Genomic DNA, 25410 nt, shown 5'->3' with positions numbered 1-25410 from the left:
TACCCTTTCTATTCATCCTGGATAGTGATATGGTAACGAACACCTTCTTGCTCAGCTGACTCTACACTGATTTGGTAGCGATCCCCAAAGTAGAGAACAAAGCGTTCGTGTACATTTACTATTCCAATTGATTGCCGCTCTCCACTGTAGCTTGCCTCGTGTTCAAAACTTCGCTGAGCTAATTTTTCTTGCAAGCTAGCTAGTTTCTCAGAGGACATTCCTCGACCATTGTCTTCTACTAAGATTTCAACGAATCCTTGACCCTTCAAGGCTTTGATACTGATGACATTATCTGTTCTGCGATGGTCAACACCATGGGCAAAGTAGTTTTCTACTAATGGTTGGAGTGTAAATTTTGGAATCCTCATTTCTTCCAATTCTGGTGCAATCTTGAAACCATAAGCAATGGATTTAGGATAACGCACCATGCAGAGATAGCTATATTTTCGGCAGAATTCCAACTCCTGCTTCAGCGTGGTTTCCCGCTCGTCGGAGATATTGTTGCGTAACAAGCTACTAAATTCATAGATAATATCTGCCAGTTCATCCTGACTTTGCATGACGGCATACATCCGTAAAAACTCCAGAGTATTGTACATAAAGTGAGGATTGATTTGAGCCTGTAGGGCTCGCATATTGGCATCTTTTTGACTGAGCTCTAGCTGATAGATATCGTGGATATTTTTTTCCAGGCGGTCCAACATATCATTGGTTGTTTCTGCAATGAGAAGCAATTCTTGGTCTTTTTCAGAGGTATCGATTCGAAGGCCTTCTTCTCCTTGAGCAATCACCTCGATCGAATCTACTAGGTCTACGACCTGCTTTTGGTAATTTGAAAAAGTCTGTCTAAGGGTCACGTACAAAATAATGATAAAGAGAATACTTAGCCCAATAATGACAGCTGAACTCGTCAAAGTTCCTGTAAGAACAAAATTTTTAGGAACAGCAACTCGAACCTGATAACCGTGAGAGGTGACACCCACAAACCAGTTTTCTCGCTCGGCTGAGACCTTCTCCCCAATATGGAACATCTCAGTCTCAAAAGGCGAAGTTACTGTTACAGCCATTGGGATATGACCCCGAGTATTGTCAATAGCTCCATGTAAAACATCTGGGGATAGGGAGATATAAATCACTCCTAAATCCTTGTCAGACACAGGATCGGAAACAGGAATGGCGAAACTATTGGCTGTTGGCTTAAAATCCTCCGCAGGAATTTTCTCTCCACTGCGTTTTTCTCTAGTCGAAACATACACTTCCTTATAGTCCTGAAGAACAATAGCCACTCCAGTCACAAAATCATTCCTAACATAGAGGTCATCAATATTTTCATACAGGGAAACCGAGATATAAGGCGAAGTTTTACGCTCTAATTGCCAATAGAAATAGTCTGGTGTGCTGAGACTGAAATACTTGTAAATTCCTTCGATGCGGGCCTGATTTTCAACCAAAGACTGAGCAAGTCGGGTTGACTCTCTGTGATAATATTCCACTTCACTCACTGTCCGAGTGGTCACACGTTCTGCAACCCGTTGGGCTTCTTTCTCACGTGAGTCCCAGTCAGCATACGATAGCATAATCGCAAAACTGGCAATGACCACGATCATAACCGAACTATAAATCCGTAAAAGAGAGTGAAGCCAGAACTGCTTCATTCTATTTTGTCGCCAATTTTTCATGGATACTTTCATAAATAGGTTCCAACATATCACTGATAAAGAAATGCCACATTCCAATTCCTACAAAAAAGAGCAAGGCAGGCATATAATAACCAACTCCTACAAGGAGAGTCGTCCCAAGTAAAACCTTGGTAATCGCAGGTAAGCTCATAAAAATCCCAATAAGGGACAGTTTCAAAGTATTTTGGTAGGATAAATCAAAGTACACCTGAAGTTTCAAGGAAACAGTGTAGGCTAGAAAGACAAGAGCAACTACAAGGACATTGAGAAAGGTCGCCAAGAGGTGGAAAATCGTCTGGTGGGGCAATTGAACTAGAAGATACAAACCATAAACCAGTACAAGATCCACAAACACAAAACTATAGAAAGTCAGATTGCTCTTGACAAAATTGCTCTTATACAATTCCCAAGCTTCCTTCAAATGGTATGCTCGATAGGTATAACCGTGCTCCGCATACAAACTCATAAGGGTGGCACTAGCTGGTGCCAAACCAAAGACCACTCCTCCTGCTAGTGTTAATAGCCAGAAATAAGCTGTCGCAATCATTCCTAAAAAGATACGATTAAAGACGAATTCTAGAAATTTTCCCATGTTACTCTCCTTAAACTAACAATGTAACCATTATATCATATTTCAAGCGTTTTCAAAAATATAGAGTTCTCATTTACAATCCTTAAAAAGCGTGATACAATTGGTTTTGTTAGTTTGCATCAAGGAGATCCTCATGAAGAAAAATATCTTAACCACCCTCTTAGCCGCCGTCCTCTACTTTCTCTGTGTGGGGATTGGAGTCTTCCTAGGACACCTGGTCGACCAGACAGGTAATATGTTCTACGCACCTGCCTTTTCTGCCCTTGTCGGTGGCAGTGTCTACATGCTTCTTTTGACGAAGGTCCCTCGTTTTGGCTCTATCACCACTTTAGGTCTTTTTATGGCACTTTTTTTCCTAGCTAGCAAACATGGTGCTGGTACCTTTCTTCCAGGTATCATCTGTGGTCTTGCAGCAGATGCCATCGCTCGTCTCGGTAACTACAAAGATCGAATCAAAAACACCCTCTCCTTCTTCGTCTTTGCTTTCAGCACAAGTGGCCCTATCCTCCTCATGTGGATCAGCCCCAAAGCTTACGTGGCCACCTTACTCGCGCGTGGAAAATCCCAAGAATACATTGACCGTATCATGGTCGCTCCAGAGTTGGACAAAATCCTTCTCTTTGTCATAAGTATCCTCCTAGGCGCCTTGATGGGAGCTGTTATTGGCCAATTTCTAAGTCAAAAAATAGCTGATAAACTATAAGCTAAAGGCCCTGAAGACTAGCAATGCCTAGTTCCAGGGCCTTTTTGTATACAATCCTAAAATTCACTATAGATAAATTCTTGAATATTCGAAAAATCGGTCACAAAACAGTAAATCACGATGCTCAAGATAACCGTATAGAAAAATAGCGTCCACAAGATTAAACGGTGTGTGTTAGTTAGCTTGGTTTGCAAATTTGTAAAGTTCTTTTTCAACTTCCATCCATCCTTTCACTCCAACGTGCATCACGTCAAATAAAAAGTAATCATCATACTCTCTGTTTCCATAGTTTAGTACCGTTGCACCATGGCTTTTTGCGACATCTTCTATTTTTTTATAAGTTTTTTCTCGCATTTCTCTTGAGACACCAGTGTAGTCGTTCCATTTCCCGTTTACTGGGAAAATAATAACCTCAACTTCAATGCCCAATTCTTTGGCAACTGTCAAGAAGAGTTCCATATCTGAATATTCTGGTGACTCCAGATAGCTCAAATCTTTATTGGAATCTTTCAGCGATGCATAGCGATCTTTTAAGTAAGTATTGTAGTAGTTATTATCAACAGCATAGTCATTATTGTCTGTTTTCTTTTTGACCTCTTCCACAAACTGATTCGTCATTTTCTGCCAATCATAGTCTGGGGTTTTATCTCCTGATGAGGGATAATCTGATTTCTCATGATTTTCATAAAATTTTCGTTTGAGCTTAAAGGAATACATCGCGTTATCTAATTCTAATAGTTTTTTATCAACAATGGTTCCTTTTCCATCTATGAAATAACTTTTGTATTTTTTGTAGATGTCATTTTGTTGCTTGTTCCCCTTGGTAATCTCGATAATGCGATTGATTAGTTTTTCTTTCGTTTCTTTACTAATCTTGTCATTATCTAGCATGTGAAAAATATGTTCCTGAGAAGCCTTGTTCAAAAAGGCATCTTGATGAGTCCCATCTTTTTCAAACCACTGAACCGACTCTACTATAGCCACTTTTCGCTTACTCATAGATCCTTCAATAGAGGCTAAAGTAGAAGCCTGAATGATGTTTTGAGAATAACTAGTCCCAATCTGCATGATATTAAAATCGTTGTAGTTAAAAATTTTATTTGGATGATAGTCTTCATTTATCGTCGCAACCAACTCTGAAGAACCCATTAGAACCAATGTATTGGGAGTAATATTGCTTGTTAAAATATCTCTACTTTTATATTTTTCATACGAGGTGCTATAACGAATACTGTTATCCTTGACTTTATAATAATCATCAATCTTCTTGACATATGTCACATTTAAAAGGGCAAGCGTCGCAATTACGAGCACAAGCGATAGTAAAAATGCTTTTAATTTAATCATCTCGTTTTATCCTATCCCTTCGATCTGTCCGATTTCTTTTCAATCTCTTATCTCTTTAAAATCGTAAGTAAGATTTTATAGGGTTCACCTGAAAAGATAAAGAAACCAATCATAACCAAATTCATGGTCACAAACCAACTTAGTAGCTTATACCAATTTTTGTTTTTATTTTTCTTATAAAAATTGCTTTTCTTTTGATACACTTCAAATCCAGCCATCAAGACACCATGGTAAAAACCATAAAGAATGTAGCTAACACTAAGACCATGCCAAAAACCCATGACCAACATATTGACCATATAGGCATAGGTTGCATTGTGTAGCCTGTTTTTAAACCATTTTTTCCTGATAACCTGCATCAATACTCTTGAAAATACAAAATCTCTCAACCAGGTCGACAAGGTAATATGCCATCTAGTCCAGAAATCCTTGATATCAACACTCAAGAAAGGTTTGTTAAAGTTCATCGGTGTCTGAATACCTAGAATATTACTACTTCCAACGGCCATTAGACTATAGCCTGCAAAGTCGAAGAATAGATACAGGGTGTAAAGGTACATATATTTAATTGAGTAAACGACTGTGCCAGTATTGCTTAGAGCGAGTAATATCTGGTACACATAGGTTGACAAAACAACCTTGTAAAGAAGGCCTAGAACGATACGATACACACCGTCCCCTGCTAACTCTAGATACTCTTTTCGAGGCATGACATCGTTTATCTCTTTTAAAAATCTCCTACTCCGATCAATCGGACCAGCACTAACTGTTGGAAAAAAGAGCAAAAACTGTAAATAATCTTTTACACTGATTTTTTCTTTAATCAAGCCATCCGATATTTCTAGCATAATCTGAATGGTCTTAAAGGACATGTAAGAAATTCCAATAAAGGCCAACAAATGCAGAGAAGTCAAGGCAAAGACTTTATTGATCACCAAAGGAAGAATGGAAAGAAAAACCAGTGGTTTCAGTCGCTTTGCTTCTATCCTCTGTGCTAGAAAAACTAGAGAATATTGGTAAATGACAAAGGCGAGTAAATAGACCATCATTGCTCTACTCTTGCCATAAATAGCTCCTGCAAATAAGAGGGAGAGCGTCAAAATATAGTAGTCTTTACGTTTTTCAAAAAAGTTTACCACAAAACCAATCAGTAAAACTACAAACAAGAGAAGGAAAAACTCATTCCCCTCGAAATAATTCATACCAGACAAACTCCTTTACATTATCATCCCTCCTACAGCAAACTTTCCGATTTGCTAATTGAGAGGCCTTTCTTTATTATAGCATATTTCTAAAAAGAAACTTTACTCTTCTTGCATTTCGGTAAGAAAACAAAAAGGAGTCCCGTTGGGCTCCTTCCATTTATTTATGACTTAATTTCTTGGTCAAGAAATCTCCCAAGAATTGGATTGTAAAGATAATCAAGATGATAATGATGGTTGCCAAGATAGTCACATCGTGATTGTAGCGGTTAAATCCATAAGCGATGGCTACGTTACCAATACCACCAGCTCCGACCGCTCCCGCCATAGCTGTTTCCCCAACAAGGGAAATCAAGGTCACAGTCGTCACACGAATCAAATCTGGCAAACCTTCTGATAGGTAAACACCCACGATGTCCCAGAATGTCGCTCCACTAGCCTGCGCCGCCTCAATGACACCACCATCCAGCTCAGCCAAGACCACCTGCACCTGACGGGCAAAGAAGGCAAAGACTGCAAAAGAAAGTGGGACAAGGGCTGCATTTGGCCCGATACTAGTCTTTACAATCAAGTGAGACAGTGGCGACATGATTGCCAAGAGGATGATGAAAGGAACCGCACGGAAAATAGAGGTAATCTTGTCTAAAATCCAAAAGATAACCTTATTTTCCAAGACACCGCCTGGTGCTGTCAAGACGAGGAAAAGACCTGCAACAAGCCCCAAGAACCCTCCAATAATGAAGGAAAGAACTGTCATATAAAGGGTTAGATAAATGGCTGTTCCCCAGCCTGCTTGACCAGCCCAGCCCATCTTATAGACATTTGGTAAGTAAGTTTGAATCAACTCTGTCATTCTACTGTCCTCCCTTCAATACTTTTAACTGGACACCCGCTTGACGGATAGCTTCTTGAGCACCTGCTAGCGCTGCTTTTTCACCTGACAAGACCACAACCAATTCTCCAACAGGAGTGCTATCGAGAATTTCGATATTTCCATAAAGGATATTAGCCGTTACTTGGTAATGTTTGTACAATTCATTCAAAAGTGGCTCGTCTGTCGAAGCCCCTGCATACTTGAGCTGCACTAAGATACTGTTCTCAGATAAATGCTCTACGATTTCTTGCTTCTCAATCTTGACCATGGCTTCGTCAATACCTGTTGCAGTAGAGATGAAGTCTTGGGTCAAAGATTGTTTAGGGTCTGAGAAGATTTCAAGGACACTACCCTCTTCAATCAAACGGCCATCCTGCATGACTGCCACACGATTAGCAATGTCTTTGACAATCTGCATTTCGTGTGTAATCAAAACAACAGTCAAACCTAATTTTTGGTTCAAATCTTGCAATAAGGTCAAAATCTGCTTGGTTGTCTTAGGGTCAAGAGCAGACGTTGACTCATCTGAAATCAAGATTTTTGGATCATTGGCCAAGGCACGCGCAATGGCCACACGCTGTTTTTGCCCTCCTGATAGTTGTGAAGGGTAGTTTTCAGCACGATCCGCCAAGCCAACCAAGTCTAACAACTTAGCTACTTTGGCCTTCTTTTCTTCCTTGCTGAGTCCAGAGTGTTTAAGGGCAAAGGCTACATTTTCCTCTGCCGTCTTTTGACTCATCAGGTTAAAATGCTGGAAAATCATCCCGATATCCTGACGTTTACGACGCAGCTGCTCTGCCGTCAAGGTCACCTTGCCATCAAAAATGACGTCGTTATCAATGGTAATTTTTCCTGCAGATGGCTTTTGCAAGAGGTTAATCACCCGTACAAGGGTTGATTTCCCTGCTCCAGAATATCCAACGATTCCGTAGATATCCCCTTCTTGGATGTGAATAGTCACATCTTTGACCGCTGTGATGGTTCTTTTCTTTTGGTGAAAAGTCACATCGATCTGATCTAACTTGATAATATCTCTACTCATAGCTTCTAATCAGCTCCTCTACTAATTCAATATGGGTGTAGTAATCGGCGATTCGCACGTTTTCATCTCCACCATGGTCTCGGCTATTGGCATTTCCTAGACCGAAGGCCACCATGGGTACCTCTAGGGCATCAAAGACCGTATGCATAGGTCCTGTCCCTGCTGTAGTCGGCAAGACTGAAACGCCCTGTGGATAGAATTTTTTGGCCAATTCGATCACATTGAGAATGGCTGGTGCGCTCATATCGCTTCGATAGCTCATCTCTCCCAAGGTATAGTATAATTCTACCTTATCAAAGCCATTTTTGTCTAGCTGTTTCCGAATTTTTTCCAGGACATTGTGAGGTTCTAGGCCAGGAACCAAACGAACTTCTAACTTGGCATTAGCTTCTGCTGGCAAAATCGTTTTAACCCCTTGCCCTTGATAACCTGACTGAATCCCTTCGATATTAAGGGCTGGCTCAAAAAAGAAACGTTTTAGGAAGGCTACACGATCCTCTTGTAAGAGAGGCAATTCCAAACCATAAATGTGACTAATTTCCCCTGGATTTCGTTGGGCGTAAGTATCCACCAAGGCCAATTCTCGTTCATTCGGCTCTTGGACATCCTCATACAAGCCTTCGACCAAGATACGACCATCTGCAGCACGAAGAGACTGTAAGGCTTGAAGGAGATACCAAGGAGCTGATTCCACAACTCCACCATAACTAGAGTGGATATCGACATCAGCGCTTTTTACCTTGGCATCAAAGGTCACAATCCCCTTGTTCCCACCAGAGATTTCTAGCTGCTCCAAGGCGTTCTTGGTCCCTTGTTCCCAGACTAGCAAGTCCGCCCCACGAAGTTTGTCTGCATGTTTCTCTAAATACTTATCTAGATCCATAGAAGCGGATTCCTCCGCTCCCTCCATGATAAAGCTGATATTGACAGGCAGGTCATCATGGTGCTGCATATACTTTCTCAGAGCACTCAAACGAGCCGTGATATGGCCCTTGTCGTCGTCAACCCCACGCCCATACATAAAGCCATTTCGCACAGAAAGGGTAAAAGGATCCTCTGTCCACACCTGGTCACCATCCGCCGGCACAGTGTCATAGTGGTTATAGAAGATCAAGGTCTTGGCATCCGGACGCGAACTCTTGAAATGCGCCATGATAAAGGGAGCCGTGTAGCTCTCATCAATCTCCACTTCAGCCCCCACACGCTTGAAAATCTCACCCAGATAGTTTGCGACTTCCTTGAGTCCAACCTGCTGGGCAAAGACTGATTTCTTGGAAATCAAGGTACGCAAAACCTCAAAATAATGCTGGGCTATATGATCCCTTTCAAATTTTTCAATCTGTTCTTGTTCGCTAGGAAAAACCATATTCTCTCTACCTTTCTATGAACCTATAGTCTTCTTTACAATCCATGCTCTATACAAAAGCAAGAGGTGGAAACTCTCTCCCACCTCCCTGTGTCTTATTACCAAACTGGTTGGTCCAAACCGTCTGATGTTTCTTCGATAACTTTTTTCACTTCATCAGTGTGGTAAGCTGCGATCACTTTCTTGATGGCATCAGCCTTAGGTGATGATTCCCAATCTTTTTTCGCAACGATGATGTTGTACCATTGTTTTGAGTTTTCATCAGCTTGTTCTTTGAAGAGCGCTTTCTTGTAGTCCAATTTTGCTTCTGTAACGAAGGTATTGTTTACAACAGCAGCATCAACTGATGACAATGAACGTGCTGTTTGGCTAGCATCCAATTCAGTAATCTTCAAGTTCTTTGGATTTTCTGTAATGTTCGCAACTGTTGCAAGTGCAGTTCCAGAAACATCCAATTTGATCAAACCAGCTGATTGAAGCAAGTAAAGCGCACGGCTTTCGTTTGTTGCATCGTTTGGTACGGCGATTTCACCGTTATCTGGGATTTCTTCCACTTTGGTATACTTGTTTTCTTCCCCATTTTTACCTGAGTAAAGGCGGATTGGTGAGATATATGTATCTGCAATCGCTACAAGGTCTTTCCCGTTTTCTTTGTTCCAGTTGTTCAAGAAGTTGTAGTGTTGGAAAGCATTCAAGTCTACTTCGCCATCAGCAGTTGCCTTGTTTGGTTGTGAATAGTCTGTGAACTCTGTGAATTCCAATTTAATTCCATCTTTTTCAACCAATTCTTGGATTTTATCCCAACGCGCTTCTTCAGAACCGCTACGGTTAACTGTTGCAATTTTGACAACTGTTTCGTTGTCTGCTTTCTTTTCTGAATTTCCGCAAGCTGCAAGAGCCAAACCTGCGACTGTAGCAAGAGCCGCTACACCGAGCCATTTTTTAATTTTCATGATTCTATCTCCTTTAAAAATAATACCGTAATAGTATCTCATACTTTATTTGATTTAGCAAATTGTTATTAGATAGGCAGACATATAGTTTGAAACTATATACCTAAAAATTGAGAAATCATCCGCCTTTCTCAGACTGGATGATTTCATACCACTATTTAATATCAGCTTCTGCTGGGAGATAAGTGTCTCCGAAGAACTGTTTAGACAACTTTTCAAGAGTTCCGTCTTTGTAGAGTTCTTGGATACGTTTGTCTACAAATGTTTTCAACTCATCTTGACCTTTAGCAAGAAGTGGGTAAACGTAAGGTTGTTGGTCGCTTGGAAGTTCAATGACTTTCAAGTTGTCCAAACCTTGGTCCTTGATGACTGTTTCAACACCGATTTTATCAAAAATCTTGTAGTCAAACTGGCCATCGCTCAAGCGTCCCATGATTTGTTGGAAGTCCGCTTTAGTATACTTTAGGACAGTTGGATTATCTGAATGTTGTTTGTTGTAGTCTTCTAGCTGTTTAGCAGAAGTTGTCCCTTGAACAACTTCTGTTGATTTTCCACCGATATCATCAAGCGATTTGATGCTAGGGTCATCTTTTTTCACTACAAGAACGTTAGGGTTTTTAGCAGTTGGAGCTGCATAAAGGTATTTTTCAGCACGTTCTTTAGTGTAGCTGATGTTGCTAACAGCCATATTGTAACGGTCAGCATCAAGTCCTGCAAAGACTCCTGACCACTCTGTCTTCTCAAACTTGACATCATACTTGTCAGAGTCTTTAAAGATAGCGCGAACCACTTCAATTTCGTAACCAGTCAATTCGCCATTTTCTTCATAGTTGAATGGTTTTGGTGTAGCATTAGTTGCAACGATAATTTCTTTCTTGCTAGCTGCTTCTCCCTCTTTTTTCGCACCACCTGAGCAAGCTGCTAACACACCTACAGCCACAAGTCCTAGAGCAGCAAGAGATGAGTATTTAACGATTTTTTTCATGTCATTTCCTCCAAAATAGAATACTTTACTATCTTAACAGAAAATATTTTTTTTTGCCATTATATGATATCTATCTCGGTGATAGGTTTTTTTTATGGCTGATTTAAAAGACCAGACGCAAGACTGCAATCAAGACTACCCCAAAAAGAACCGTACCTACTAGATTGCGGTAGCGAAAGGCTACCCAAGCCGTTGGAAAGACTGCTAAAAAGTCCAGCCATTTGATTTGAGGGAGACTGCCAACTTTGCCAGTCACTACGCTTGAAAGGATCAAGGCAAAGATAATGGAAACAGGCAAAAACTTCAAAAACCGCTCGACGATAGCTGGCAAGCCCTTGTACTTAACCAAGATGAAGGGAATCATACGGGGAATCCAAGTCACTAGGCCTGAAAAGATAACGGCTAACAAAAGATATTTACTGACCATCTAAGACCACCCCCATGGTACAACCTAGCAAGGTCGCAAACAAAACAGCTAGCGACTGAGACACTACTGTCAAGAGCAAAAAGAAGGACACCGCAACAACGGCTAGGATTAGTAGCAGATTCCGTACAGGAACCCGTCTTTGCATAATCTGAAATTGTGAAGTAAAAATCCCGATAAACATCCCAACAAGGGCAAAGTCCAAGCCAAAGACTTCAGGATTTGGAAGAAGGCCACCTAAAGCCGTCCCCGCCACTGTCCCAATAAACCAGGCTACATAACTATTGAGATTGTTCCCGTGCATCCACATAGGATGGACTTTATCTGTATGGGCTAATTCTCCCATCAAAACGCCATAGGTCTCATCTGTCAGGAGACTAGACATGCCGATATTTTGCCAGAGACTAGTATGACGGAAATAGGTCGATGCATGCAAGCTCAGCAAAAAGAGTCGCAAGTTGATCAAAAAGACCGTCATAGCAATAGCTGCCACAGGCGCTTGTACCGCAATCAGTGCCAACATGGCAAACTGGGCGCTCCCGGCATAAACAAAGAGGCTCATCAAGCCCATCTCAACAGGTGTCACATAGGGCGCACCGATAATCCCACAAGCCAGACCGATACTAACATAGCCGAGGGCAGTCGGCATGGCCGCATGTACACCTTCCCAAAATCCTTTTTCTTTCATCCTTCTCCTCATATTTTCTCCAGTTGAGGCTGTTCATCATCACAGCCACAGCACGGACTATTATAACATATTCAAAGAAGAGAAAAAAGTCTGCTGATTTTGGCCGTCATAAAAAGACTGGCGATCCAGTCTCAAACACCTATTATACAAATTCTCCTCTAAATGCTCTCACGAATATTCAAGAGCATGACAAATGCGGTTAGGAGTAATAGCAATAGAATAAAGCTGACCGCTAGGACCCCAAAACTTGTAGCAATCGTTACGAAAACGATTGTGAATAGACTTGGTAAGACAACCGTAATAGCACCAATAGAGGATTGAACCGCTCCCATTGACTCCTCAGGTATTTGTTTAAAGACGAGTTCTTGCAATCTAGGAGAGAGTAACCCTGCGATGAAGGCATCCAAGGAGCTGAAAAGCAGAATCAAACCAAAATGAACTGTGGCAAATCCTACTAGAAGGAGTAACTGGATGACGACCGAAGCGTATAGAGCTGTTTTTATAGAAATCGTATTTTTCAGATAGCCACTTACAAGGCTTCCGACAATAAGTGCTAACAATTCTAGTGTTGATAACAAAGCGAGTGATTGACCAGTTTGTAAATCCAAAAACGGTTGGTTTCTTAAAAAAAGAGTTGAAATAGGAACAGTAACATTAATCACCGCTTGGCTGATAGAGACGATAAATAAAATGAAGATCACTCTATCCATATTCCAGATCAATTTTGATGATTGGAACAAATGCTGGCAAAACGATTTTATAGAAAGACCTTCTTGATAGCTAATTGTTTTTTCAACTTTCAAAAGATCATTTTTTATGAGAAGAATACCTACAAATGCTATCAGAAACGTCAGAGCGTTTAGCAAGGAAATGAACTGAATGGAAAGAATTCCTAGTAAAACCCCTCCTAGAATATTACTGATTGTCCGAACTAAACTAACTGTTGATTGTTTAAAGCCAATAGCTTCTGTCAGATGTTCTTTCCCAATGATTCTTATAAAAATAGGAGTAAGCATGGCTCCTGAAAAGTAACTCAATGTATCCGACAAAAGGTTCATTAAACAAATAAAGAATACAAGCCATAAGGAAAAGGGCTGCCCTGAAAGCGAAAGCGCCACTATAGAATAAAGTACAAATTTGACAAAACTAATAACCGTATACTTTAGAACACGATGGTGTTGAAAGTCAGCCAAAACTCCCATAAAAATTTGCAGAACTTGAGGAACAGTCTCTGAAATCGTAATGAGTAAAATTGCCAAGGGGGCAAACGAAGCATCTGCCACATAATTCAAAAAAGCAAGATAAAAAATTGTATCCCCAACCATTGAAATCCACTGGTTGATGGTTAGTTGCCTAAAATCTCTATTTTGAATAAATACTTTCATCGCAACTCCTTTTTGAGTTCAAATGGGAACTTTTCCCCAAGGATAGACCGATATTGCTGAGCACCCAAAATTACAGCAACGGTAAAATTTGACCAATGCCATTGTAGACTATGTGCAGTCCAATAGGCCAATAAATGGACTTTGTCACTCTAAATAAGACTGCAAATATGAGACCGCCACCCATATATACGAAAAAGTCTGTCAAGACCCAACCGTGGTTACTAATGTGCAAGATTCCAAACAAAGCAGCCGAACCGAGCACATCCAGTCCCCATTTCTTTCCTTTTTCCAGAGCTGTCATCACCAATCCACGATAAATCATCTCTTCAAAAATAGGACCTGCAATCACAGGATAGAAAAAATACATTAAAAATGCCGTAGCTCCTGTAAAAGTAGGAGCAGCATGTTGATAAGAAATTTCATTTCGAGTAGGCGGGAAAAGAAAAAAGGTAACGAAATTCCAAATAACAAAAGCAAGCAGAGCTAAAAAAGAATAGAAAAGATAAGATCCTTTAAATTTTCTACTATTGATTTTCTGCCATTTCCCTGACCAAACCATAACAATAATAGTAAGCAGAACCACAAGAAAATTCAACAGCATATCCGACAAATAATAGGCAAAGTCAGATAGACCAGCAGCAAGATCGCTATGTAAAAGCAAACGAATGAAGAACTGGTCAGCAATGACAAGCAAAACAGCTATAATAAAGTAATATTGTGAGATTATCTTTTTCATCCTATTTTCTCCTATACTATGAAATAAAGAAAGTATAACACGAAAACTGCCCTATTTTAGAAAATCGCATATTTGACATTTTTTCTTATAGGAATTTCTTATTTGCGATTGTTTGTTAATCGATAAGTTCTTTGTATTGCTGTAAGCGTAGTTCAAAAAGGGCTATTAATTGGGGATTCTCTAATACCTGCAAAGATTGGATAAAGTGTTCAATCTCTTTTTGATTGCTTCCCTTGGTCTGAAGGAAAACACTCAATTTTTTTAGAAATTGCCATGATACTTTTTCAAAAACATCATACGGTCGCAACATCCTCTCCAACTCGGCTTCAAAGATTGGAACGTAAGAGAAAAGTTTGCGTTCCATGAGCTCTGAGATGATATTTAAGAGTCCTTGCTTCACATACAATCGATTGTGTACCAACTCTTTAAATTCCTTTGATTTTTCAAGTAAAGAGGTTGATAAAAAAATCAAATCTTGATTACTTAAGAAAGGCATGGTATTGCAAAAAAGATAGAGTTCAAACCAGGTCCAAGACTCGATAGCATAGAGATAGGTGGTCAAAAACTCGCTATCCTCCTCTTCTAACGGATACCTTTTATCTAAGGAATGGATAGCATCTTTGATCACAATAGCATTCAAACGACGATAAGTCTGTGCCATCTGTTCCTGCTCGACTTCCTCTAATAGTTGCTCTAAGCCAGCCATATCTTGATGGGCAAAACGATCCACAACCTTTCGACCGATTCGCATATGCGGGGATTCTTGATAGTTATTAAGCTTGTGTCCAAACTCATCGAAGGTCACATTTATCCCTTGGATAGCTAGAATCAGCTTATCTGCAGACAGCATAGACTGGCCCAGTTCAAACTTGGATAGCTGGGATGCTGTCAGACCCTCACAAGCCACATCTGACTGCTTGAGTTTTCTCGCCAAACGTAATTCCTTGTAAAATTCTCCCAATTCCATTCTCTCAATCATCTGACCACCTCCTAATTTTTACATATTATATCATCATTTTTACATTTATGTCAAAATATTCTGACATTTTCCGGAGTTAAAAAGCCAGCCTCAAGCTGACTCTTTATTCTATGGTATCAAAGGCGAGACTCGGTTTGGCATTAAGGTCCAAGTCTGCAAAGTTTTCTTTATTCCACTCGCTGACGCTGGCATAGGCAATCATACCTGCATTGTCTCCGCAGAGGCGTAGGGGTGGAATAATGACCTTGACATCAGTGATTTCGGCTGCCAAGCGTTCTCTAAGACCTTTATTGGCCGCCACACCACCTGCGACAACAAGGGTTTTAACAGGGTATTTATCTAAAGCTTTCTTGGTTTTTACCATGAGAATATCCATGACTGCTGCTTGGAAAGATGCTGACAGGTCTTCCTTGGACAAGCTTTCTCCCTTTTGCTCAGCATTGTGGTGAAGATTGATAAAGGCAGACTTGAGACCTGAGAAGGAAAACTCCAGATTGTCTTCCTTGATCATGGCACGAGGGAAATCATAAATATCCTGCCCCCGATGAGCCAGCTCGTCAATTTCGCGACCTGCTGGATAGGTCAATCCCATGACACGGCCTACCTTATCATAGGCCTCACCAACCGCATCGTCCCGCGTTTCCCCAACAATCTTATAATCCCCAGCCTCAGAAACATAGACCAACTCGGTGTGCCCACCGCTGACCAAGAGAGCTAGCAAGGGAAACTCCAAAGGCTCGACACTTTGAGCTGCCATGAGGTGGCCCGCCATGTGGTTGACGGGGATAAGTGGCAGACCATGCGCCCAAGCAAAGGCCTTGGCAGCTGACAAGCCAACTAGCAGAGTTCCAACCAATCCAGGTCCGTAGGTAACGGCAACGGCTGTCACATCTTCTTCTGTAATTCCTGCTTCTGCTAGAGCCTCCTCGATACAGGCTGTAATGACCTCGACATGGTGACGACTGGCCACTTCTGGCACTACACCCCCAAAACGTTTGTGGCTCTCAATTTGACTCGCAATGACATTGGACAAGAGCTCATCGTCGTTTTTCAAGACGGCGACACTGGTCTCATCACAGGATGTCTCAAATGCTAAAATATATCTATCCTTCATCTATTTCTCTCTTCATGATAATGGCGTCCTCAACTGGGCCATGATAGTAAGCCTTTCGCTCAGCGATGATCGCCATCTTTTCTTTCTTGTAAAATGCTTGCGCTCGTTGGTTTGACTTTCTGACTTCGAGGAAAATCTCCTTGGCTGTCGGCAATGTTGCAAACAAGGCTGACGCAATCCCCTGACCCTGATAGGCTCTTTTGACAGCGATTTGCAGGACTTCTGATTCAAAGAGATTCTCCTGAACGGCTAGAAAGCCAATCACTTCTGCCCCGTCATAAGCCAGAGCATACCAAGTCTGATCTTGGGACAGGTCTGCTTGGATTTGTTCCAGCGTCCAAGGGCTGACTGGGTAAACAGCTGCCATGACAGCATAGATAGATTGAGCTAGGTCAGGCTGTCTTTGGATTCGTTTGATTTCTATCATAGGCGTTTAATGTAAGGCTCGCCAGACTCGGTATGGTTCTTGAGCCAATTTTCCTCAGCTTCAACACGTTTGAGGTAATTTGGCACAAAGTCGTGCAAGGAGTCTTCTTTCTTGTCCCATGCCCAAAGAGCTAGATTAGCTGCATTTGGCAAGGTTTCTTGGTAGCTAGCTTGTGGTAGCTGTTCTTGGATCTGCTCCACAAAGGCTCTAACTTCTCCAACAAAGGTCACCTGTTCAGCATCCTTGACCTGCTCTAGCACTTCCGCAAAGGACAGGTGTGCTTCTGGCAAGACTGGCTTGGCATTTTCATAAAATCCTGCGTAAACATTGTTGCGACGCGCATCCATCAAAGGGACGAACAAGCCTTCTTGTTGGCGTGGCACCAGAGCCAATAGGCTAGACATCCCCACTAACTCGATGTTCAGGGTATGAGCCAAGGTCTTGGCAGTTGCTACCGCAATTCGTAAGCCTGTGTAGCTACCTGGGCCTTCAGCCACCACGATTCGATCCAAATCTTTGGGCGTCAGGTCCAGACTCGACATCAAAAAATCGATGGCAGGCATGAGGGTAATACTGTGGTTTTTCTTGATATTAATCATAGTCTCGGCAAGAACCTGCTTGTCCTCTAAAATGGCTAGAGAAAGAGCCTTACTAGACGTATCAAAAGCTAATACTTTCATAACACATTCCTATCTTTTTGTCTGCTTACTATTATACTACAAAAGCTGACGCATGGGAATTTTCTTTGTTTCCAAACAAAAAAGACCTGCCAGTAAATGAGTAGCAAGGTGCAAAAAATTTTTTAGATTTTCTTATTTTTTCGAATAGAATAAGTGAAGGATAAAAAGGAAGGCTTTTCGTAAGAAATTTGGATCAATTATGCTAGATAAAAGACACATTTTTAGAAGGATGAATGTTATTTTCTTCATCTCTTATAGTTTGCTCATCATTCTCAACGATTTAAACATAATCGTTACACCCTTACCAGTTGATTCATCTGTTTGCATTGTTTTCTTTTTATGTTTTAACTCGATTTTTGCTGAGAAAAAAGAGGGAATTAAAGACAGCAAATTCTTTGACTCTTTTAACCATCAATGTTAAAATATAATTGCACACTGGTAGGAAATGCAGGTTGAATCTTTGATTCTTCGGGTTGCAGTACTACCCCTGAAACTTTGGTTTCTAAAGAACTGAAATTGCGATTGAATAATTCGCCCCCAGTGTTGTTAGTAGGCTCTTGACTTCGGTTAAGGGCTTTTTCTTTTTTGCTCAAAACAATTTTATTTCATCTTGTCATCCAAGTTTTACGCTTTTGTCAGCCTTTACTTTCTCATTTTCCGTCTTTTACTAATTTTTCATTTTGTGGTATAATTGAAATAATTGTAACGAATCAAGGTCAATCTAGACACAAAATGGAATGAAATCAAGCAAATCTCTGCTAAAAGTTTGGAATAAGCTGACCTGTAAATAGAAAGGAACTATATGATTTACAAAGTTTTTTATCAAGAAACAAAAGAACGTAGCCCACGTCGTGAAACAACACGCTCACTTTACCTAGACATCGATGCCAACTCAGAACTTGAGGGCCGTATCGCTGCTCGCCAACTTGTCGAAGAAAACCGCCCAGAGTACAACATCGAATTTATCGAACTCTTGTCTGACAAATTGCTAGATTACGAAAAAGAAACTGGCGCTTTCGAGATTACGGAGTTCTAATATGGCCTACACTCTTAAACCTGAAGAAGTCGGCGTTTTTGCCATCGGTGGTCTGGGAGAAATCGGGAAAAATACATACGGAATTGAATACCAAGACGAGATTATCATCGTCGATGCTGGGATTAAATTCCCAGAAGATGACTTGCTGGGTATCGACTACGTTATCCCCGACTACTCTTACATCGTGGACAATATCGACCGCGTCAAGGCTGTCTTGATCACACACGGACACGAGGACCACATCGGTGGGATTCCCTTCCTGCTCAAGCAAGCAAATGTCCCTATCTACGCTGGGCCACTTGCCTTGGCTTTGATCCGTGGAAAACTCGAAGAACACGGCCTCTTGCGCAACGCCAAACTTTACGAAATCAATCACAACACTGAGTTGACCTTTAAAAATCTCAAGGCAACTTTCTTTAGAACCACTCACTCCATTCCAGAGCCTTTAGGGATTGTCATTCATACCCCTCAAGGGAAAATCGTCTGTACAGGTGACTTCAAGTTCGACTTCACCCCAGTTGGTGAACCAGCGGACTTGCACCGGATGGCAGCCCTTGGTGAAGAGGGTGTGCTCTGCCTCCTCTCTGACTCGACAAATGCAGAAGTGCCAACCTTTACCAACTCTGAAAAAGTCGTTGGTCAGTCCATCATGAAGATCATTCAAGGTATTGAAGGACGTATCATCTTTGCATCCTTTGCCTCAAATATCTTCCGTCTCCAGCAAGCAACGGATGCCGCTGTTAAGACTGGACGCAAGATTGCGGTCTTTGGACGTTCGATGGAAAAGGCCATTGTCAACGGTATCGAGCTTGGCTACATCAAAGCTCCTAAGGGAACCTTTATCGAGCCAAATGAAATCAAAGACTATCCTGCAGGCGAGGTTCTGATTCTCTGTACAGGTAGTCAAGGGGAGCCGATGGCAGCCCTCTCTCGTATCGCTAATGGAACTCATCGTCAGGTGCAACTCCAACCCGGCGATACCGTTATCTTCTCTTCAAGTCCAATCCCTGGAAATACGACTAGCGTCAACAAGCTGATTAACATCATTTCAGAAGCTGGTGTTGAAGTTATCCACGGTAAAATCAACAATATCCACACCTCTGGACACGGTGGTCAGCAAGAGCAAAAACTCATGCTCCGCTTGATCAAGCCCAAATACTTCATGCCTGTCCATGGTGAATACCGTATGCAGAAAGTCCATGCTGGACTAGCGGTGGATACTGGTGTCGAGAAGGACAATATCTTTATCATGAGCAATGGTGATGTGCTTGCCCTTACTGCTAACTCTGCCCGTATCGCAGGCCATTTCAACGCGCAAGACATCTATGTTGATGGAAATCGTATCGGTGAAATCGGCGCTGCTGTCCTCAAAGATCGTCGTGATCTATCCGAAGACGGTGTCGTTCTAGCAGTCGCAACTGTTGACTTCAAGTCTAAAATGATCTTGTCTGGTCCTGATATCCTCAGCCGAGGCTTTGTCTACATGAGAGAATCTGGAGACTTGATTCGCCAAAGCCAGCGCATCCTCTTCAATGCTATTCGTATCGCATTGAAAAATAAGGACGCCAGCGTACAATCCATCAATGGTGCTATTGTCAACGCCATTCGTCCTTTCCTCTATGAAAATACAGAACGTGAACCAATCATCATCCCGATGATCCTCACACCAGATGAAGAAGAATAAATCAACAAAACAGCCCCGTCTTCGGAGCTGTTTTTTCTATGCTTTCTTTTCTTGATTTTTAGAAATACTACGATTTTTACCTTCGAGATACACCATCAGAATAGAAATATCTGCTGGATTCACTCCCGAAATACGACTGGCTTGGCCGATAGTTTCTGGATTGATAAGTTTGAACTTCTGGCGGGCTTCTGTTGCAATGGAGTCAATATCATCCCAGTCAATATTAGCTGGAATGCGTTTTTCTTCCATGCGTTTCATCTTGGCAACCTGATCCATGGCTTTGGAAATATAGCCTTCGTACTTGATCTCTGTTTCAATCAATTCGATAATCTTGTCATCCAAGTCCTCGGCAGCTGGCCCTATGAAGGCCACCACATCTTGGTAAGAAACTTCTGGACGGCGAAGGAATTCCTTGGCTGTCACCGCATCGGTCAATGGCTTGAAGCCCATCTCCTCAACCTTAGCATTGGTTTCCTTGACTGGTTTGAGTTTGATGCTATCTAGTCGCTTCATCTCATTGTCAAATTGGTTTTTCTTGATTTCAAAACGAGCCCAGCGTTCATCGTCAACAAGGCCAATCTCGCGTCCCATCTCGGTCAAACGCATATCAGCATTGTCATGACGAAGGATGAGACGGTATTCAGCACGGCTGGTCAAGAGACGGTAGGGTTCAATGGTGCCCTTGGTCACCAAGTCATCGATCATCACCCCGATATAGCCGTCACTGCGCTTCAAAATCAACTCAGGCTTGCCTTGGATTTTCAAAGCCGCATTGATACCAGCGATAATCCCTTGGCCAGCAGCTTCTTCGTAACCTGACGTTCCATTTGTCTGACCAGCTGTGAAGAGTCCTGAGATTTTCTTGGTTTCAAGTGTTGCACGCAACTGATGAGGTAAGACCATGTCATACTCGATGGCATAACCTGTTCGCATCATCTCTGCATTTTCCAGACCTTTAATGGAATGAACCAGCTCACGTTGGACATCCTCAGGCAGACTGGTTGAAAGACCTTGGACATAGACTTCCTCTGTATTGCGCCCTTCCGGCTCTAGGAAAAGTTGGTGACGTTCCTTGTCCGCAAAGCGCACAATTTTATCCTCAATCGACGGACAGTAACGAGGACCTACACCCTTGACCACACCTGTAAACATAGGTGCACGGTGGAGATTATTTTGGATAATCTCATGACTGGTTCCATTGGTATAGGTCAACCAGCATGGCACTTGGTCCTTGACATAGTCCTCATCTCGTGAAGTGTATGAGAAGTGATTTGGCGCCTCGTCTCCTGGCTGAATCTCTGTCACATCATAGTTGATAGATGAAGCCTTGACACGTGGAGGGGTTCCTGTCTTGAAACGACCGATTTCGAGGCCCAGTTCCTTGAGATTGTCAGCAAGGTTAATAGAAGCTAGGCTGTGGTTAGGACCTGATGAGTACTTTAGGTCTCCGATGATAATTTCTCCACGGAGAGCTGTCCCCGTTGTCACGATAACAGCCTTGGCAGCATACTCTTGATGGGTCGCCGTACGCACACCGACAACCTTGTCATCTTCCACCAAAATCTCATCAATCATGGTTTGACGAAGGGTCAGATTCTCTTGATTTTCAACTGTCTTGCGCATCTCCTTAGAGTAAAGTTCCTTATCAGCCTGCGCACGAAGGGCGCGAACAGCAGGTCCTTTCCCTGTGTTTAGCATCTTCATCTGGATGTAAGTCTTGTCAATATTCTTGGCCATTTCACCACCGAGGGCATCGACTTCACGCACAACAATCCCTTTGGCAGAACCACCGATAGAAGGGTTACAAGGCATAAAAGCCAGCATTTCAATGTTGATGGTCGCGAGCAAGACCTTGCAGCCCATACGGCTGGCAGCCAAGGAAGCCTCGACCCCAGCGTGTCCCGCACCGATTACAATAATATCGTATTCTTCCGTAAAATTATAAGTCATTTTCTCTCCTATTCCTCAAGATGAATGTGTCTTAGTTGGCCGTCCCATTCTGGTAGGGCTGTTTTTAAAAAGGCTGGAACTAGTTGAATATTCTGGAGCTGATCCAAATCAATCCACTCACAGGGCTGCGTTTTTTCATCTTCCTGCATGGTCAATGGGGCATCCTCAAGTAAGTTCACCAGATAATGAAACTCAATGTTGTGATAGGAAACACCGTCCTGTTCAAAACGATTTTCGACCACAAAAGCTAGCTGCCCAGCTTGAGCTTTGACACCCAGCTCTTCCCTCACTTCACGAACTACCGCTTCTTCCGTGCTTTCATTGACTTGAATCGCACCGCCAATAGTGTAATACTTGCCCTTGTCTTTGGTAACTAGGAGCTTGCGATTTTGAAGAATCAAGGCTGTCGCCCGAACACCAAAAACAGTATTTCCCACTTTTGTCCGAAAATCTTGCTGAGTCATTCTTGTCCTTTCCCTTAAACGACACAAAAACAGTCAAAACTCCAAAGGAGTGCAGGACAAAAAAGCCTGCAACATCCATGAGCTTTGACCATCATTTCTATTGCTGTTATTATTGTAGCAAATTGAGAAAATTTGTCAATCTATATGTACTGACAAACCTTGCCATCACGGTAGGCGTTGTCAATCAAACCGCCACCGAGACACTCTTCGCCATCGTAAAAGACAACTGCCTGTCCTGGTGTGATCGCGCGCTGTGGCTCCGCAAAGATGACCTCTGCCTTGTCTCCTTTGACATGTACTGTCACCTTAGAATCAGGCTGACGGTAGCGGAATTTTGCTGTGCATTCTAGAGTAAATTCCTCTGGCATGTCACGAGTAAAGTGAACTTGACTGGCCTCTAGGCTTGTTGACATGAGCGAATCATGATAGAAACCTTGGCCGACATAGAGGATATTTTGGCTCAAATCTTTTCCGACAACGAACCAAGGGGCATTGTCACCGCCGTGTTGACCACCGATACCAAGTCCTCCACGCTGACCAATCGTATAATACATAAGTCCTGCATGCTCACCCATATCGCGACCGTCCACAGTCATCATGCGACCAGGCTGGGCTGGCAGGTAGTTACTGAGAAAGTTTTTAAAGTTCTTTTCTCCGATAAAGCAAATCCCTGTCGAATCTTTCTTCTTGGCAGTCGCAAGACCTGCTTCTTCTGCTAGTTTTCGTACTTCAGGCTTTTCCAAATGTCCCAATGGGAACATGGTTTTTTGGAGTTGTTCTTGCGAAAGTTGACTGAGGAAATAGGTCTGGTCCTTGCCATTGTCCACGCCACGAAGCATGTGAACAGTGCCATCCTCATCACGCACCACTCGAGCATAATGCCCAGTCGCTACATAGTCTGCACCCAAGGTCATAGCATAGTCCAAAAAGGCCTTGAACTTGATTTCCTTGTTGCACATAACATCTGGATTTGGCGTGCGCCCTGCACGGTATTCCGCTAGGAAATACTCAAAGACGCGGTCCCAGTACTCTTTTTCAAAATTGACAGAGTAGTAAGGAATGCCGATCTGGTCTGCCACCGCAGCCACATCCTTGTAATCTTCGGTCGCCGTACAGACGCCGTTTTCATCTGTGTCATCCCAGTTCTTCATGAAGATACCGATCACATCGTAGCCCTGCTCCTTGAGCAAGAGAGCCGTCACCGACGAATCAACACCACCACTCATCCCCACGACAACACGTGTTTTAGAGTTATCACTCATGGTAAGTCTCCCATCTATTCGTTTATTCATACCCTCAAAATTCTATTTACTATGACTTTCAATAGAATTTCTTCGAGTATAGTCTTTTCGTTTGCTTTTAGGAGTAAAATGGTCTGGGAGACCATTTTAGCCTATCATCTTAAAATGAAAATATGATAGGCAACGAGTCGCAGGCATATCTCGAGTTCGCTCAATCAGTCTGGGAGACTGATTGAGGTTATAAATCAGACAAGCTCAGCTTGCATCTCATTTCGAGTTAACGACGTAATAAAAGATAAACGAAATGACCAGTTCACGATTGAAGGTCGTGTGTGCTTTAACGATTGAAGGTCGCTTGAGCAGTATTCATTATAACACGCTTGGTTGGAGAAGACAAGAAAGAGGCTGATAAATCATCTCAACCTCTCTTTCTTCCTTTGCAAACGAATCAATTTTCCCCTTTAAGTTCTTTCTTCGCTTGTTCTATCTGGTATTTCACTTGCTCAAAGCCGGTTCCTCCTAAGGAATTCCGTCTCTGAACAGCGGTTTCTGGGCGCAAGTAGATATAAATATCCTCTTCAATCAAGGGATGGTAGACTTGCAACTCCTCCAAATCCCAATCTTGAATATTTTTACCATGCTTGATAGAGTCTAGAACCAATTTCCCTACTATTTCATGCGCTTCTCTAAAGGGAAGACCTTTTTCAGCCAAATAATCTGCCAGTTCGGTCGCATTCGAAAAATCATTCTCTGTGGATTGCTGCATTTTGGCCTTATTAACCTGCATGCTCGATAGCATACCTGCCAACACATCCAGAGAATTTAAAATCGTTTCTACTGTATCAAACATGCCTTCCTTGTCCTCTTGCAAATCCTTATTGTAAGCCAGAGGCAAAGACTTCATGACGGTCAATAGCCCAAGCAAGTTCCCGTAAACTCGGCCTGTCTTCCCTCGAATCAATTCCGCCATATCAGGATTTTTCTTCTGGGGCATGATAGATGAACCCGTTGAAAAGCTATCAGACAAGCTAATGTACTGATACTCAAAACTGCACCAATTGATGATTTCCTCACAAAAACGACTCATATGCATCATCAAAATGCTGGCATTTGACAGAAATTCTAAGATAAAATCACGGTCACTCACTGCGTCCAAGGAATTGGTATAGGGTTGTTGGAAACCCAATAAATCACTCGATAATTGACGATCGATTGGAAAAGTTGTCCCCGCTAAGGCAGCCGCACCCAGTGGAGATAGGTCCGTATGTTTCAAGTTAAATGCAAAGCGCTCGCTATCCCTTTGGAACATATTATAATAAGCCATGAGATGATGGGCAAAACTAATCGGTTGGGCATGTTGCAAATGAGTATAACCTGGCATGATGGTTTCCACATGTTTTTCAGCCAAATCCAGCAAAACACTATTCAGATTCGCCAACTTATCCAAGACATGGCCAAGCTGCTCCTTTAGATATAAGTGCATATCCGTTGCAACTTGGTCATTCCGAGAACGAGCCGTATGTAGTTTTCCAGCCAGAGGACCAATTTTCTCTGTCAGCAACACTTCCATATTCATATGAATATCTTCATTTGCAATATCAAAATGAAGCTCTCCTGCCTCTAAATCTCGCAACAAAGTTTTCAGACCATCTTGGATCTGCTCTGCCTCTTCCAAGCTCAAAATGCCAGTCTGTCCTAGCATTTGAACATGAGCTAAGGAACCCATCAAATCAAATCTTGCCAGCTGGTGGTCAAAGGAAATACTCGCACCGAACTGTTCTACCCAATCTTCCACAGTGCCTTCAAATCGACCACCCCATAATTTTGTATTTTTCGACATATCCTGTCGTCCCTTTCTA

The 25410-nt window shown here is 42.2% G+C and carries 25 protein-coding genes; 3 read left to right on the top strand and 22 right to left on the bottom strand.

Going from position 1 to position 25410, the window contains the following annotated elements; genetic code table 11:
- Positions 1-8: 8 nt before the first annotated feature.
- Positions 9-1679 (bottom strand): sensor histidine kinase, encoded by a 1671-nt coding sequence (locus STO1_RS00770; RefSeq protein ID WP_021164619.1) that lies wholly within the window; start codon positions 1677-1679, stop codon positions 9-11.
- On the bottom strand, positions 1657-2271 hold the full coding sequence (locus STO1_RS00765; RefSeq protein ID WP_007520841.1) for a YesL family protein: 615 nt from the start codon (positions 2269-2271) through the stop codon (positions 1657-1659). Before STO1_RS00765 ends, STO1_RS00770 begins: the two co-directional genes overlap by 23 nt.
- Before the next feature lie 133 nt (positions 2272-2404).
- Between STO1_RS00765 and STO1_RS00760 the strand changes: the two genes are divergently transcribed.
- A complete protein-coding gene (locus STO1_RS00760; RefSeq protein WP_096421559.1) occupies positions 2405-2974 on the top strand; it encodes an MptD family putative ECF transporter S component in 570 nt (189 codons plus the stop codon).
- A gap of 174 nt (positions 2975-3148) precedes the next feature.
- On the opposite strand, the gene dltD is transcribed toward STO1_RS00760, so the two are convergent.
- From dltD to STO1_RS09730, 16 genes are all read right to left on the bottom strand, one after another.
- Entirely contained in the window at positions 3149-4321 is a 1173-nt protein-coding gene (gene dltD, locus STO1_RS00755) for a D-alanyl-lipoteichoic acid biosynthesis protein DltD (protein WP_096421557.1), read from the bottom strand.
- Positions 4322-4368: 47 nt separating this feature from the next.
- Positions 4369-5523, bottom strand: coding sequence for a D-alanyl-lipoteichoic acid biosynthesis protein DltB (gene dltB / locus STO1_RS00750; RefSeq protein WP_096421555.1), 1155 nt, complete (start codon positions 5521-5523; stop codon positions 4369-4371).
- 160 nt (positions 5524-5683) lie between these two features.
- Positions 5684-6376: a methionine ABC transporter permease gene (locus STO1_RS00745; protein WP_000137507.1), complete on the bottom strand. Its 693-nt coding sequence runs from the start codon at positions 6374-6376 to the stop codon at positions 5684-5686.
- 1 nt (position 6377) lies between these two features.
- Complete coding sequence (locus STO1_RS00740) at positions 6378-7439, bottom strand: methionine ABC transporter ATP-binding protein (protein ID WP_096421553.1); 1062 nt, start codon at positions 7437-7439, stop codon at positions 6378-6380.
- Positions 7432-8805 carry a M20 family metallopeptidase gene (locus tag STO1_RS00735; RefSeq protein WP_096421551.1) on the bottom strand — a complete coding sequence of 458 codons (1374 nt, stop codon included), beginning with the start codon at positions 8803-8805 and terminating at the stop codon, positions 7432-7434. The genes STO1_RS00740 and STO1_RS00735 overlap by 8 nt, the downstream gene beginning before the upstream one ends.
- Before the next feature lie 98 nt (positions 8806-8903).
- A complete protein-coding gene (locus STO1_RS00730; RefSeq protein WP_096421549.1) occupies positions 8904-9758 on the bottom strand; it encodes a MetQ/NlpA family ABC transporter substrate-binding protein in 855 nt (284 codons plus the stop codon).
- A gap of 154 nt (positions 9759-9912) precedes the next feature.
- Positions 9913-10743: an amino acid ABC transporter substrate-binding protein gene (locus tag STO1_RS00725; RefSeq protein WP_000724973.1), complete on the bottom strand. Its 831-nt coding sequence runs from the start codon at positions 10741-10743 to the stop codon at positions 9913-9915.
- Between the two features lie 103 nt (positions 10744-10846).
- Positions 10847-11170 (bottom strand): AzlD domain-containing protein, encoded by a 324-nt coding sequence (locus STO1_RS00720; protein ID WP_000253936.1) that lies wholly within the window; start codon positions 11168-11170, stop codon positions 10847-10849.
- Entirely contained in the window at positions 11160-11855 is a 696-nt protein-coding gene (locus STO1_RS00715) for an AzlC family ABC transporter permease (protein WP_081730819.1), read from the bottom strand. Before STO1_RS00715 ends, STO1_RS00720 begins: the two co-directional genes overlap by 11 nt.
- Positions 11856-12013: 158 nt before the next feature.
- Positions 12014-13240, bottom strand: a complete 1227-nt coding sequence (locus tag STO1_RS00710) for an MFS transporter (RefSeq protein WP_033584774.1) — start codon at positions 13238-13240, stop codon at positions 12014-12016.
- 70 nt (positions 13241-13310) lie between these two features.
- Positions 13311-13976, bottom strand: coding sequence for a CPBP family intramembrane glutamic endopeptidase (locus STO1_RS00705; RefSeq protein WP_096421547.1), 666 nt, complete (start codon positions 13974-13976; stop codon positions 13311-13313).
- A 115-nt stretch (positions 13977-14091) separates the two neighbouring features.
- Entirely contained in the window at positions 14092-14955 is an 864-nt protein-coding gene (locus STO1_RS00700; RefSeq protein ID WP_096421545.1) for an XRE/MutR family transcriptional regulator, read from the bottom strand.
- Positions 14956-15058: 103 nt separating this feature from the next.
- The gene (tsaD, locus tag STO1_RS00695) at positions 15059-16069 is read right to left on the bottom strand and encodes a tRNA (adenosine(37)-N6)-threonylcarbamoyltransferase complex transferase subunit TsaD (protein WP_096421543.1); all 1011 of its coding nucleotides are present in this window, start codon (positions 16067-16069) and stop codon (positions 15059-15061) included.
- Positions 16059-16496, bottom strand: coding sequence for a ribosomal protein S18-alanine N-acetyltransferase (gene rimI / locus STO1_RS00690; protein ID WP_096421541.1), 438 nt, complete (start codon positions 16494-16496; stop codon positions 16059-16061). Before rimI ends, tsaD begins: the two co-directional genes overlap by 11 nt.
- A complete protein-coding gene (tsaB, locus tag STO1_RS00685; RefSeq protein WP_096421539.1) occupies positions 16493-17176 on the bottom strand; it encodes a tRNA (adenosine(37)-N6)-threonylcarbamoyltransferase complex dimerization subunit type 1 TsaB in 684 nt (227 codons plus the stop codon). Before tsaB ends, rimI begins: the two co-directional genes overlap by 4 nt.
- Before the next feature lie 404 nt (positions 17177-17580).
- Positions 17581-17769, bottom strand: a complete 189-nt coding sequence (locus STO1_RS09730; RefSeq protein ID WP_071788332.1) for a hypothetical protein — start codon at positions 17767-17769, stop codon at positions 17581-17583.
- 209 nt (positions 17770-17978) lie between these two features.
- Here STO1_RS09730 and STO1_RS00670 point away from each other — a divergent pair, with 209 nt between their 5' ends.
- Positions 17979-18212 (top strand): DNA-dependent RNA polymerase subunit epsilon, encoded by a 234-nt coding sequence (locus STO1_RS00670; RefSeq protein WP_000639581.1) that lies wholly within the window; start codon positions 17979-17981, stop codon positions 18210-18212.
- 1 nt (position 18213) lies between these two features.
- Complete coding sequence (rnjA, locus tag STO1_RS00665; protein WP_096421537.1) at positions 18214-19896, top strand: ribonuclease J1; 1683 nt, start codon at positions 18214-18216, stop codon at positions 19894-19896.
- A gap of 36 nt (positions 19897-19932) precedes the next feature.
- On the opposite strand, the gene mnmG is transcribed toward rnjA, so the two are convergent.
- The 4 genes from mnmG to argH form a co-directional block, all read right to left on the bottom strand.
- On the bottom strand, positions 19933-21846 hold the full coding sequence (gene mnmG, locus STO1_RS00660; protein ID WP_096421535.1) for a tRNA uridine-5-carboxymethylaminomethyl(34) synthesis enzyme MnmG: 1914 nt from the start codon (positions 21844-21846) through the stop codon (positions 19933-19935).
- Positions 21847-21854: 8 nt separating this feature from the next.
- Complete coding sequence (locus STO1_RS00655; protein WP_033584759.1) at positions 21855-22310, bottom strand: NUDIX hydrolase; 456 nt, start codon at positions 22308-22310, stop codon at positions 21855-21857.
- A 140-nt stretch (positions 22311-22450) separates the two neighbouring features.
- Positions 22451-23572: a tRNA 2-thiouridine(34) synthase MnmA gene (mnmA, locus tag STO1_RS00650; RefSeq protein ID WP_096421533.1), complete on the bottom strand. Its 1122-nt coding sequence runs from the start codon at positions 23570-23572 to the stop codon at positions 22451-22453.
- Positions 23573-23999: 427 nt separating this feature from the next.
- Positions 24000-25391 carry an argininosuccinate lyase gene (gene argH / locus STO1_RS00645; RefSeq protein WP_096421531.1) on the bottom strand — a complete coding sequence of 464 codons (1392 nt, stop codon included), beginning with the start codon at positions 25389-25391 and terminating at the stop codon, positions 24000-24002.
- Positions 25392-25410: the final 19 nt, after the last annotated feature.

The sequence above is a fragment of the Streptococcus oralis subsp. tigurinus genome (genome assembly GCF_002356415.1).
Lineage (GTDB): Bacteria > Bacillota > Bacilli > Lactobacillales > Streptococcaceae > Streptococcus > Streptococcus oralis_F.
Note: the sequence above shows the minus strand (reverse complement) of the source record. Positions and strands in the feature narration are given on the sequence as shown.